General features: G+C 65.3%; 11 protein-coding genes. 7 read left to right on the top strand and 4 right to left on the bottom strand.

Going from position 1 to position 12,582, the window contains the following annotated elements; all coding sequences use genetic code 11:
* Window positions 1–198 precede the first annotated feature (198 nt).
* Window positions 199–927, top strand: a complete 729-nt coding sequence (locus tag IPK69_06560) for a response regulator transcription factor (GenBank protein QQS10278.1) — start codon at window positions 199–201, stop codon at window positions 925–927.
* A 40-nt stretch (window positions 928–967) separates the two neighbouring features.
* A complete protein-coding gene (locus IPK69_06555) occupies window positions 968–2,464 on the top strand; it encodes a PAS domain-containing protein (GenBank protein ID QQS10277.1) in 1,497 nt (498 codons plus the stop codon).
* On the opposite strand, the gene IPK69_06550 is transcribed toward IPK69_06555, so the two are convergent.
* Window positions 2,428–2,925, bottom strand: a complete 498-nt coding sequence (locus IPK69_06550) for a hypothetical protein (GenBank protein QQS10276.1) — start codon at window positions 2,923–2,925, stop codon at window positions 2,428–2,430. The two genes, IPK69_06555 and IPK69_06550, sit on opposite strands and share 37 nt — an antisense overlap.
* Window positions 2,926–3,036: 111 nt before the next feature.
* Between IPK69_06550 and IPK69_06545 the strand changes: the two genes are divergently transcribed.
* Both IPK69_06545 and IPK69_06540 read left to right on the top strand, forming a co-directional pair.
* On the top strand, window positions 3,037–4,029 hold the full coding sequence (locus tag IPK69_06545; GenBank protein QQS10275.1) for a PhoH family protein: 993 nt from the start codon (window positions 3,037–3,039) through the stop codon (window positions 4,027–4,029).
* Window positions 4,029–6,407 (top strand): HDIG domain-containing protein, encoded by a 2,379-nt coding sequence (locus IPK69_06540; GenBank protein QQS10274.1) that lies wholly within the window; start codon window positions 4,029–4,031, stop codon window positions 6,405–6,407. The genes IPK69_06545 and IPK69_06540 overlap by 1 nt, the downstream gene beginning before the upstream one ends.
* Here the strand turns inward: IPK69_06540 and IPK69_06535 are convergent.
* Window positions 6,394–7,815: a tRNA-dihydrouridine synthase family protein gene (locus IPK69_06535; protein QQS10273.1), complete on the bottom strand. Its 1,422-nt coding sequence runs from the start codon at window positions 7,813–7,815 to the stop codon at window positions 6,394–6,396. The genes IPK69_06540 and IPK69_06535 overlap by 14 nt on opposite strands.
* 20 nt (window positions 7,816–7,835) lie before the next feature.
* Here IPK69_06535 and IPK69_06530 point away from each other — a divergent pair, with 20 nt between their 5' ends.
* The 3 genes from IPK69_06530 to mgtE are packed head-to-tail and all read left to right on the top strand — an operon-like array spanning window position 7,836 to window position 10,446.
* Entirely contained in the window at window positions 7,836–8,276 is a 441-nt protein-coding gene (locus tag IPK69_06530) for a hypothetical protein (GenBank protein QQS10272.1), read from the top strand.
* 11 nt (window positions 8,277–8,287) lie between these two features.
* Window positions 8,288–9,016 carry a PIG-L family deacetylase gene (locus IPK69_06525; protein ID QQS10271.1) on the top strand — a complete coding sequence of 243 codons (729 nt, stop codon included), beginning with the start codon at window positions 8,288–8,290 and terminating at the stop codon, window positions 9,014–9,016.
* Window positions 9,017–9,057: 41 nt separating this feature from the next.
* Window positions 9,058–10,446, top strand: a complete 1,389-nt coding sequence (mgtE, locus tag IPK69_06520; GenBank protein QQS10270.1) for a magnesium transporter — start codon at window positions 9,058–9,060, stop codon at window positions 10,444–10,446.
* A 94-nt stretch (window positions 10,447–10,540) separates the two neighbouring features.
* Here mgtE and trmB read toward each other — a convergent pair whose 3' ends face one another.
* On the bottom strand, window positions 10,541–11,278 hold the full coding sequence (trmB, locus tag IPK69_06515) for a tRNA (guanosine(46)-N7)-methyltransferase TrmB (GenBank protein QQS10269.1): 738 nt from the start codon (window positions 11,276–11,278) through the stop codon (window positions 10,541–10,543).
* Between the two features lie 3 nt (window positions 11,279–11,281).
* Window positions 11,282–12,454, bottom strand: coding sequence for an acyltransferase (locus IPK69_06510; protein QQS10268.1), 1,173 nt, complete (start codon window positions 12,452–12,454; stop codon window positions 11,282–11,284).
* Window positions 12,455–12,582 lie beyond the last annotated feature (128 nt).

Genomic DNA, 12,582 nt, shown 5'->3' with positions numbered 1-12,582 from the left:
CGAGCCACATTTTCTTCGGACCTTCACCCTCACACCCGCCAAATTTCCTCACCACACGCGATCGATCATCTTTAGCAAAACCGTAACTTCTTCCTGACTCAGTCCCACGCGTCATCTCCCTACCCTCATCTCGATAATCCTCGCGGCACATGTTGCGCAAATATTGCGCAAATCGAGAGTTAATGAGGGTTTGAGACCATGGCCTCGCGCAAACACATCCTGATCGTCGAAGACGAGCGCGACCTCGCCGACCTCATCGCCTACAACCTCGAAAAGGCGGGCTACGCCACCAGCGTTGCCAATGCCGGCCGCCGGGCTCTTGAAATCGTCGAGCAGACTCCCCCGGACCTCATCATCCTCGACCTCATGCTCCCCGAACTCTCCGGGACCGAGATCGCCACACGCCTTAGGTCCACCCCGCGATCCGCCTCCATTCCCATCATCATGCTCACCGCCAAGACCTCCGAGGCCGAGCAACTCACCGGCCTCGCCCTCGGCGCCGACGACTACATCACGAAACCTTGCTCCATGAAGGTTCTCGCCGCTCGCGTGGCCGCAGTCCTCCGCCGCTCTGAGTCCACTCCAAAGCCCGATTCGGCCCTGCGTCTGGGTCCGATCTCGGTTGACCTCACCACCCACGAGGCCCAGGTCAACGCCCAGACCCTCAAACTCACCCTGACGGAGTTCCGCCTTCTCGCCTCTCTCTTGCAGGCTGGTGGCCGGGTGCTTTCCCGCGCGGCACTCATGTCCAAGGCCATGGGCCCGGGCGTCACCGTCACCGAGCGGACCATCGATGTCCACATCACCGCGATCCGCAAGAAACTCGGGGCCTCCGGGAGCATGATCCGAACCGTCCGTGGCGTTGGCTATCGTGCCACCGCCGAACTCGGCGCCGATGAGGATGTCGCCGAGTTCTCCGACGCGTAATCTTCACTCGCCACACGCTTCATTCACGTGGCCACCGCTCATGCCCACCGCGTGGAACCGACCCGAGCACTGGTGTGCCCTTCTCGTCGCGGCATCAGCCGGCGTCGTCTGGGTCGGGATTCTCAACGACTGGAACGCCGCAGTACTTCTCACGGGCACGGGCCTCGCCGCACTCGCCGCGATCTGGATTCTCTACGCCAAGGTCAGCGCACCCAAGGCCCAGGCCATCGATGAACTCGATCGCCTCAGCCGATCCCTCACGCCGACGACACCCGCAGATGCCGATGGAGCCGCCGGAACGCTCCAGGATTCACTCGCCCAACGCCTCGCCCAAGCCACGCAACGCGTCGATCTCTACCGGTCGCGTGTGAGCGCCCGACTCCCGGAACTCTCAACGGCCTTGAGCAACGTCCGCGCGGTCCTGAACGCCATCCCCGATCCCGTCCTCGCCACCGACAGCACGGGCGTGGTCATCGCCGCGAATCCCGCTGCGGATGCCTTCTGGTCGCGCGATGCCGCCTCCGTTGTCGGGCGGAACATCCTCGACCTGTTCACGCAGTCCGAGGTCCTGAACCTGCATGCCGGCGCCCTCGCCGGCAACCCCGCCGTGTTGCACGTGAAAATGCCCCGCGCCGGCCTCCCCCGTGTCGTCGAGGTCGCCGCGATGCCCGTCGCCCTCGCCGTCGCCACGCCTTCAGCCCCATCGCCATCCGCGGCCGAGCCGGGCGTCGCCCTTGCGCTTCGCGATGTCACCGATCTCGCCCTCGCCTCCCAACTCAAGACCGACTTTGTCGCCAACGCTTCTCACGAGGTCCGCACGCCGCTGAGTTCCATCAAGGCCGCGGTCGAGACGCTCCGCGACGGCGCCGCCGACGAACCCTCGATGCGCGACAAACTCCTCACCGTCGTCTCGTCCAACGTCGAGCGCATCGAGGAACTCATACGCGACCTCCTCGATCTCTCACGACTCGAATCGCCGGAGGCTCCGGTCCGTCGCGAGCCCGTGGATCTCGCCGCCCTCACGCGCCACGTTGCCGAGTCCTTCGAGCGCGCGCGCGACGAGCGTCACCTCAACGTCGCCGACGTGGTCGCGCCGGATGTGGCGATCGTCGAGTCCGACTCCGACCTCCTCCGCCTCATCCTCGGCAACCTCATCGAGAACTCGACCAAGTTCGCCTTCGAGAACACCACGATCACCGTCCGCGTTGATCGTCTCCATCCACAGGACACCTCGCAGAAGGCACGGCGCGACGGCATCCGCATTCGCGTTATTGATCAGGGCATCGGCATTCCCCTCGCCGCCCAGCCTCGGATCTTCGAACGCTTCTATCAGGTTGACACGGCACGCACAGGTACGCCAGCCCGACGCGGCACGGGCCTCGGCCTCGCGATCGTCAAGCACGCTGTCAAACGTCTCGGCGGGACCATCAGCGTCGATTCCGTCTGGCAGAAGGGCACCACCATGACCGTCCACATCCCCGGCTGTCTCCCGGCGCCCCCTCAATCCACCGGCGCCCAGTCCCGCCCCGCCAATTGACCCAGTCGCCGCGACATCGCCTCCAAGATTCGCTGTTCCCGCGCCCGATCGCCATACAGCCCCACCCGCGCGCGCAACTCGATCCCCCCATCCACGGCCCGGCATTCCAACCGTCCCGCCTCATCCGTCGCTGTCGCCACCTCAAAGGCCACCACACCGTTGGTTTCTGATTTCCGCTCAACCGCCACCTCGGCGATTGTTTGCGTGTACTCCATCGCGGCGGTGAGGTCGTCAAAGTCACCAATCGAAACAAGAACAGAATCGCTCGCGTGGTACGAAGGCACCGACCGAACCGCCCCTGCGGAACAGCCGATCAATGTTCCAACAGTTACACCAAAGAACAGGATTGCCGTTCCAGGCAAAAAGATTGTGTTTTGTTTGGGTATTCTTGCCATGCGTCGCTCAAGGTCTCGCCCGTGCGGGCCGTAAACTAGTTGCGGGGTCGTGGTTCGTTTATTCATCGGCCGCCCGCCCCCAACCACCGGAGACACACGGACTTGGAGATCACCGTTCGATTCCCCCCAGGCGCCGACCGAACCTCTGTCGTCGGCTCCTCTGAGAGGAATCTGAAAATGCTCCGCGAGGCCCTCGGCGTGCGCGTCGCTGCTCGCGATCGTGTGGTCCAGATCTCCGGTGATCGAGACGCCGTCGATGCCGCGCGCCGCGTTCTCGAACGCCTTGGCACGGCCGCCGAACGCCGCGAGCAGCCAACCCGCAAGGACGTCCTCGACATGATCGCGGACGAACTTGGCGAGCAGGCTCAAGCCACGCCTCTCCCCGAACTCCCCGAGGACCGCCTCGACGTTTACGGGCAGTCCAGAGGGATTCGCGCCCGCTCGGTCAACCAACAGCGGTATCTCGATGCCATCCATGCGAGCGACATGGTCTTTGCCATTGGTCCAGCCGGCACGGGCAAGACCTATCTCGCCGTTGCCGCCGCCGTCCACATGCTCAAGTCCGGGCGAGTTCGCAAGGTTTTCCTCGTTCGTCCCGCCGTGGAGGCCGGGGAGAAACTCGGGTACCTCCCCGGCGATCTCGAGGACAAGGTGAATCCCTACCTGCGCCCCCTCTTTGACGCCCTCCACGACATGATGGACTACCACACCATCCGCCGCTTTTTGGAGAGCGATGTGATCGAGGTTGCGCCCCTCGCCTTTATGCGTGGGCGAACGCTCAACAACGCGGTAGTCATCCTCGACGAGGCCCAGAACACCACCCGTGGTCAGATGAAGATGTTCCTGACCCGCATGGGCCAGTCCTCCAAGATGATCGTCACCGGCGACACCACCCAGATCGACCTCCAGGACCCGCGAGAGAGCGGCCTCATCGACGCCGTCCGCAAACTCAAGCGTGTCCCCGGCGTTGAGTTCATCACGTTGGATCGTGTCGACGTCGTCCGCCATCAACTCGTCCAACGCATCATCGACGCGTATGGCGATGAGGATGCCGCCGCGGGCGGAAGTGGTGGGGGAGTCCGCGCCATGGGCGACATGCCCGAGCAGCACGTCGCGCGCACCCCAAGGCGTGGACGAAACGATACTTCAACTCCAGAGAGCCAGGCCTGATGCTCGAGCGACTCAAGACAACCTCCAAGCCCAGGCAAGGCAAGCAGCGCCGCGTCCAGCGCGACGAGGTCGAGCCGCTCACGCAGCGCCTCCTCGACTGGATCAGCGAACCACGCATCGCCTGGGGGCTCATCGTCTCCACCGTCTTTGCCATCGCGGCGTGCGTGGTTGTCTTGTGGTCGCGCGAGCAGCCGTTGATCGCCGTCGGACGCGTGATGGACGAGACTCGACTCGTCCGCGTGCAGTCGCTCTCCCTCCCCGACCGCGCCGCCACCGAGCAGCGCCGCACCGCCGCCCGCCAGTCGACACCCTGGTACTACGTCGCCAACGTCCCGGTCTTCACCGAACTCGAGACCGCGATCACCAATCTCCCCAAGGCGCTCTCGGCGACCACCGATCTCGCGAGCGTGGACGAGGGCCTCCGCGCGGCGTTCGGGCTTACCCAGGGCACGTTCGATTCCATTCGCGCCGAGACCGCCAACGGCGAGCCGACCGACGCGTGGAAAGCCAAGGTCACGCCGCTCATGGACCTCCTTCGCCAGAGGCCCGTCATCGACGAGCAGACCTTCCAGCGCTCCACCCAGGAGGGCACCTATCAGGTCGTCCGACTCCTCTGGGTCAAGGAGCAACTCCCCGAGGTCTTCCGCGATCGCGTCTACAGCATCTCCGACGAGAAACTCCGCGAGCGCATGCTCCTCGCCGCCCAGGAGGCCGGCTTCCGCGGGCCCATCGCCGAGGTCATCGCCAATCGCCTCGTCTACAAGCCCCAACCCACGTATCGCTTCGATCAGAACCTCACGACCATGGCCCAGAACGATCGCGCCGCCGCCGAACTCGAGGTCTTCAACACAATCCCGAAGAACCAGCCGATCTTCCGCCGGGGCGAGCGGCTGACCTCCGAACAGGCCGCGCTGTATCTCGCCGAGGCCCGCGCCTTCCGCGACGAGACGCCGACTGCGCGCCGCACGCTCCGCCTTGCCGCGGTGGTCACCGCGGTCGTCGCGATCACCCTCGCCCTCGTGGGCTACACGGTCCTTTTCTCGCCGCGCGTGAAGCGCAACGCTTCCCGCATGATCGGCGTCGCGAGCGTGCTGCTCGCGGGTCTCGTCGCCGCGGTGCTCCTCACCGCCGCTATTCCCCAGGGCGCCGCCATCACCGCGGTCGCGCCCACCGTGGCCGTCGGCATCCTCATGGCCATTGGCTACGACCGCCGCTCCGCCCTCGCCTATGGCCTCCTCCACGCCCTGCTCACAGGGCTCGCCCTCCGCAGCGGCTTCGGCACGCTTGCCATCATCACCGTCGGCATCTCCTGCGTCGTGACGACGCTCGGCGAACTCCGTGACCGCCGCGCCCTACTCCGGCTCTCCATCTTCACCGCCCTGGGTGTCGGCCTTGCCACGGTCGTCTTCGGCATCATCGATCGACCGATCCTTGCCGATCCCGCCAGCACCGTGGACACAGGGCTGATTGTCCTTCGCGAGATTTTCAACGACGCCCTCCTCGCCGCGGGCGGCATGTTCGCCCTCGGGGCCGCGACGCTCATGTTCCTCCAGCAACTCGAGCGCATGTTCGACGTCGTCACGGGCCTCCGCCTCATCGAACTCCGCGATCCCAAGAACCCACTGCTCCGTGAACTCCAGCAGCGGGCCCCGGGGACGTACAACCACTCGCTGAATGTCGCCGCCCTCGCCGAGTCCGCCGCCGACGCCATCCACGCCAATGGCCTGCTCACCTATGTCGGAGCTCTCTACCACGACATCGGGAAGATGAACAAGCCCGAGTACTTCGTCGAGAACCAGATCCCCGGCACGAACAAGCACGACCGACTCAGCCCCGCCATGAGCCTCCTCGTCGTCGTCGGGCATGTGAAGGATGGCATGGAACTCGCGCGCGAGTACAAACTCCCCAAGCAACTCCAGCACTTCATCGAGGCCCACCACGGCACCACCCTTGTCGAGTACTTCTACCACCGCGCCAAGCAGCAGGCGCTGACCTCGGGCGACTCACGCGACGAGGCGCACATTCCCGACGAGGTCGAGTATCGCTATCCCGGCCCGCGCCCGCGCACCAAGGAGGTCGCCGTTCTTATGGTCTGCGACGCCGTTGAGAGCGCCACCCGCGCCATGAGCGACCCCACGCCCAGCCGCATCGAGGCCCTCGTCGAGTCCATCGCCAACAAACGCCTCCTCGATGGGCAGTTCGACGACTGCGAACTCACTTTGCGCGAACTCAAGGTCATCACCGAGAGCGTCAGCCGGACCCTCGCCAGCATGTATCACGGGCGAATCGCGTATCCGACCGACAAGCAGGACCGCGTCGACGCCCGCCCGAAAGATGCCGTCGAGGACACCGAACTTCCCAGCGTCAAGCAGGCCTGAGTGCCGGCGCCTCCACTCGATCGAATCCAACCTCTCCGCGCCCTCTGCCCGTGTACTGCGTTTCGAGTACGCGCCGCCAGTCCGCGTGCGATTCCACCGCGATCATCGACTTGCGAACCGACTCAACGTCCGGGTGGTGGGCGGCAAAGCGGATCCCGAACTTGCGGATCATCCGGCTCGACGCCTCCTCGCCGTGGCGCATCCCGCGGTTCACTGCGAGCAGCAACTCGAAGTGTTCTTCCAGCACGCCGCGCTGTTCTTCCAGTGTTGGCCTCGTTGCCCGCTCGCCGGCGAGAATCTGGCGTGCCTGCCTGAAGATCCATGGATTCCCGATGCACCCGCGTGCGACCGACACCGCCGCCACCCCGGTGTATCCGATCATCCGGAAGATGTCCTCCGCCGACCACACGTCGCCGCTCCCGAGGACCGGGAATCCCGCGTGCCGGCGCACGATGTCTCGAAGCACGTCCCATCGACTCGGGCCCACGTACTTCTGGCGCACCGTCCGTCCGTGCACCGTCGCCCACGCGTACCCAAGATCGCGCACCGCGACCATAATCCGTTCGAAGTTCGCCGCCATCTCCGGCGTGTCGTCGAAACTCCGGCGCAACTTCACCGAGCACGCCACGCTCGCCGGCAAGGCCTCGCGCACGGCCTTGAGAATTCGGATCGCGCCTTCGGGCTCCGCCAGCCAGTGCCCGCCCCGCGCCTTGCTCGCGATTTTCTTTACCGGGCACGCGAGGTTCACGTCGATCACCTCGAACGAGCGACACGCCTCGCCTCCGCGTGCTCGCGATCGTGTCGTGGAATCACTCTCATTTTGCTGCACTTCGGCGGGAGCGTTCTCGACGCCCGGCTCGTCCTCTTCTTCGCCGCACACCACCCACTCGATGACCTCGCCCCCGGGCTGGCGCAGCGTCTCCGCTGGCCGATTGTCCCCGGGCCCAAGTCGTCCCTTATACGCCAGTCGCCGATACTCGCGCTCGCTCCGCGCCCCTTGCTCGATCATCTTGAGCGCCGCCGCCGCCATCTCTTCCGGGTCGCTCCCCATGATCTGTCCCGCGAGCGGATGGTCTCCCGCTCCGCCGGGCACATTGTCGTGCAACTCCCCTAGATCCGCCTTCGCGAACCCGCGTCCCCCCGCCAAGAGCGTCCGATCGAGGAGTGCCTCGGTCACGCAATACGGGCATCCATGCCGCCGGGCGATGAGTCGCATCGCCGCATCCGAATACCCTGCGAGCCCGGCCTGGAAAAACGGTGCATCGAAGCCCGGCACAATCGCGGGCAGGCGCGGGTCCACCCCGCCCATCTCGCGGACCCTCCGCGCCACCTCCAGCGGGTCGATCCCCTCGCCCCCCGGGGCAATTGCCGCCGATGGAGCCGTCGCGTTGTTGCTCTCGCACGACATCGCACAGACTATATGGAATCATGACTCGACCCAAATCCACGCTCGTTCATCTCTCCACGCTCGTGCTCGCCCTCGGCCTCGCCGCATGCGCCTCCACCATCCCGCCCAAGGAGCAGTGGCGTCGTTTCCCCGACGTCCTCGCCCAAACCACGACCGCTGACATCCAGGTCGTCCGCGACTCCACTGTCATTTCTCTCACCAACACCACTGCTAGCCCCCTCGCCCCCGCGACCCTGTGGCTCAATCGCCGATTCGCGCGACACATCCCCGAGTTTGCCGTCGGCCAATCCCTCACGCTCGAACTCGACTCCTTCGTCGATGAGAATGGCGAGCGGTTCCGCGCCGGGGGCTTCTTCGCCTCTGAGGCCCCCGAGAAACTCGTCCAGGCCCAACTCGAACTCCCCCCGAGTGCATCCAGCCAACAACCCCAACTCGTCGGTCTCGTCGTCATCGCCGAATAAGGAAGCCGGCCATGCCCAACATCCTCGTGGTCGGCCCGCATCCCGACGACCAAGAAATCGGCATGGGGGGCACCATCGCCCTCCTCGCCCAGCAAGGCCACAACGTCCTGCTCCTCGACATGACCGACGGGTGCCCCACGCCCGTGGGCGATCGTTCCACGCGGCTGAAGGAAGCCGCAGAAGCCGCTCGCATCCTCGACAACAACACGGGCCGGGTCCGTCGAGTGCTCCTGAATCTCCCCAACCGCCGTGTCGAGCACACACTCGAAGCGCGACACGCCGTCGCGGGTGTCATCCGCGCCCACCAGGTCTCCATCCTCTTCATGCCCCATCCAGAAGACGCCCACCCGGATCACATCGCCACGACGCGCATCGCCGAGGACGCACGCTTCGACGCCAAACTCACCAAGTTTGAGCCGCCCGTCCCCGAAGCCCTCGGCGGGCGATCCAAACTCGGCCCGCCCATCTATCCCAATTGGCTCTTCTACTACTTCTGCTCTCACCTTCGTGCTGTTCCAAATCCCACCTTCCTCATCGACACCTCGACCACGTTCGAGCGCAAGCGCCACGCCGTCGAGGCTTATGCCTCACAGTTCGCGCAGAACCCCATCAACGCCGGATTCCCCGGGCGCCTCGAGGCCCAGGATCGCTACTTTGGCTCGCGGATCGCTGCCGCGGCTGCTGAGCCGTTCTTCACGAAGGAACCCCTCGGCCTGCGCGCCCTCGACGGTCTCGCCTGATTCGCCGCTTTCGACGCACGCCGTATCCTGTTGTACTCACCGTGAATCCCACCGCCCAACTTCTGGCCCCCGAAGTCCGCGAACTCATCCAGCGCGGGCACTATGGCGAGTTGCGCCACATCCTCCACGAACTCCCACCCGCGGACGTCGCCGACATCCTCGCCGACATCGAGCCGGAACTCGCCGCCCTCGGCTTCCGCTTCCTCCCGCGTGACGACGCCGGCGAGGTCTTCTCGTATCTCGAACAGGATTCACAAGAAGAACTCATCAAGAAACTCGGGACCGAGACCGCCGCTCAGGTCGTCGAAGCCATGAGCGCCGACGATCGCGCACGACTCCTGGACGAACTCCCCTCCGAGGTCGCCACACGAATCGTCGGCTCGCTCTCCCCCGAAGAGCGAAGGGTCACCCAGGCCATCCTCGGCTATCCCGAGGACTCCGTCGGGCGGCTCATGACGCCCGACTACATCCGCGTCCGACCGGAGTGGACCGTCGCCCAGGTCCTCGATCACATCCAGCGCCATGGCCGCGACGCCGAGACACTCAACGTGCTGTACGTCATCGATGACGCCGGCAAACTCGTCGACGACATCCGCCTGCGCCACGTCCTCCTCGCCCAACGCGACACGCGCATCGCCGACCTGATGGACGACAACTACTACGCCCTCCGCGCCGACCAGCCCCAGGAAGAGGCCGTCCAGATGATGAGCCGGTACGACCGGACGGCTCTGCCTGTCGTCGATTCCAAGGGTGTCCTCGTCGGCATCGTCACCGTCGACGACGTCACCGACGTCGCCGAGGAAGAGGCCACCGAGGACATCCAGAAACTCGGTGGCGTCGCCGCCCTGGAATCGCCCTACATCGTCACGGGCCACGTCGAGATGTACCGCAAGCGCGCCGTCTGGCTCTCCGCACTTTTCGTCGGGCAGACCATCACCATCCTCGTCCTCGGCGGCTTCCAGGACCAACTCGACAAGGCGACCGTCCTCTCCATCTTCATGCCCCTGGTCATCTCCTGTGGCGGAAACTCAGGCTCCCAGGCGGCGACCCTCGTCACCCGCGCGCTCGCGCTGGGCGAGGTCGGCGTCGGCGACTGGTGGCGCATCGTCCAGCGCGAGTTCGTCTCCGCCGCACTCCTCGCCGTCACCCTCGCCCTCATGGGCTTCCTCTGCGTAGAGTTCTTCACGAACATCCTCAAGCGCCCCGAGACCGAGTATTCCAATCACCTCGGCTTCACCGTCGCGGCCGCGATCGCGGGCGTCGTCCTCTGGGGCACTGTCGCCGGCGCCACACTCCCCCTGATCCTTAAAAGGCTCCGCCTCGATCCCGCCACCGCGTCCAGCCCCCTCGTCGCCACCCTCATGGACGCCAGCGGCACCATCATCTACTTCACCCTCGCCATCTCCATCCTCACCGGCACCGTCCTCTGATCCGCTCGCGTACCACCACGCTCCGCGTGGTGCTCCTACTTCTACGTTCATCTCCATACTCAGTTGACCGTTCAATGGACTGTTGTTCTTCGCTTCACACCTTCCGCAGCACGCACGACCGGAACGTCCGACCCTCCACCCGATACTTCCGCTCGAAGTTCGTCCCCACGATCTCGTCCGCCCCGACCCACGCCGGGGGCACGAAGTCATGCCTCGTGAACGCCGGCACGCGCTCGACACGCCGGCGGGCCTCGGGGACATCCTCGCCCAATGCGTCCGAAGTCCATGCCGAAAAGTGCGCCTCGTCCCACGCCCACAACTCCGCGTGGTCCGTCACCACGCGCAACTCGCCGCCCGGGATGAGCACACGCCACGCCTCGGCGAGAAACCGATGCTGCACCACGCGATTCTTGTGGTGCCGCGACTTCGGCCAGGGATCCGAGAAGTACAGGTGAATCACCCGCACGATCCCGCTCGGGCATCGCCAGCGGATGAACTCCGTCGCGTCCGTTCGCAGCATGCGCACGTTGCGGTATCCATGACGCCGCAGCCGGTCCGCGGCATACGCATAAAACTCCCCGGCCCACTCCATGCCGAGATAGTTCACCATCGGGTTCGCCCCAGCCTCGCCCACGAGAAAGGTTCCTTTCCCGCTCCCGATCTCGATCTCGAAGGGCCTCGATGGCTCAATGAACCACACGCGCGGGTCGATGCGTCCCCGCTCCGGGTCGTTCATTGCCTCGTCCGGGAGCGCGGGCAACTCCTCGGGCGTCACACCGATGATTCCCGGCGCGACATCCAACTCCCGATCTGGATCAAACGCCGCGCCCATGGCTTACCGCCCCGCCTCGACGCGTGTGAAGCGCTTCTTCAGGCCCAGAATCGGCCTCTCGATCACGACGAACGAGATCGACGCGATCAGAATCGTCGCCGCCAGCACCACGCCAAACTCCACGGGCGACTGATCCCATCCGTGCGGCACCAGCCTCGACCGAATCGGCCACACGAGGAAGATGTGGTACAGATACATCCCGTAACTGATCCGCCCGACCCAGACGATCGGCCGCCATGACAATGGCCGGCGCAGCGCGTGGTCCTCTCGCACCACGCACGACGCCACGAAGACCATCATCGCGACCTGGATCAAGAGGCGAGGCCACCCCTGGATGTCGCCCCCGATGTTGCACAGCCCGAGCAAGAGCACCAGGCACCCCACGGGCGACATCGCCGGCGAGAGCACCGCGGTGATGCGATCGAACCACGCCTTGTGGTCCATCAGATGTGCCAGCAGCACCCCAAGCAGAATCGGCGTGAACGTCGCCTGCATGATCGGGAGTTCGGCCCACCGTGCTCCGATGGCCTGCTCCATGACGTCGCCCACGCCAGGCACCCGGAAGTTGATCGCCTGGCTCACGCCGATGAGGAGCGCCACCAGCCCCAAACGCCAGCGTCGTCCAAGCCCGAACTCCGCTAGCGACCACAGGATGTAGAACTGCTCCTCTGTCGCGAGCGACCACGTGATCCCCAGGCTGTTCGCCTGGAGATCAGGATGAAGGAAGTTGGAGGTGTACGTCGCGTACCAGGGGAGCGCGCGGAAGAAGACCTCGCCGCTCGCCGGATCTTTGTGAAGGACATGCTCCTTCACGAGGTAGAGCGCCGCCACGCCGATGAGCACGATGTAGTAGATCGGGAAGATCCGCAGCGTTCGCCTCGCGTAGAAGTCCTTGAGCGAGATCCCGCCGTGCTTAGCCCTTTCGCGCTGCAGGAGCGTCGAGATCAGGAAGCCGCTGAGCACGAAGAACATGTCTACGCCGAGGTAGCCCACCTGGCTCATCGGGAGCCAGTGCGTCTCGCCAGCCGCCAACTCCCGCATCGCCGTGTGCTGCCACAACACGCCGAGAATGCACAACGCCCGGATCCCATCCAGTGAGCCGAACTGCTTCTGTGCCAAGAACGCCTCGTGCGTTCCCGACGACGGTCTTGTTGTTGCGTTGGGGCGTTCGGTCATGATCTCTTGATTGGCCTCGTGTCGATCGATGGCTCGACCTCTGGTGGCGAGAGGGCGAGCAAGGGCCGTGAAGTGTACAGGCTGTTGGCGGACGCGGCATTGGCACGAAAGGCGGAGTCTCATCGAGG

It is taken from the genome of Phycisphaerales bacterium (assembly GCA_016699835.1).
Classification (GTDB): Bacteria; Planctomycetota; Phycisphaerae; order Phycisphaerales; family UBA1924.
This window is presented reverse-complemented; position numbering and strand designations above follow the sequence as displayed.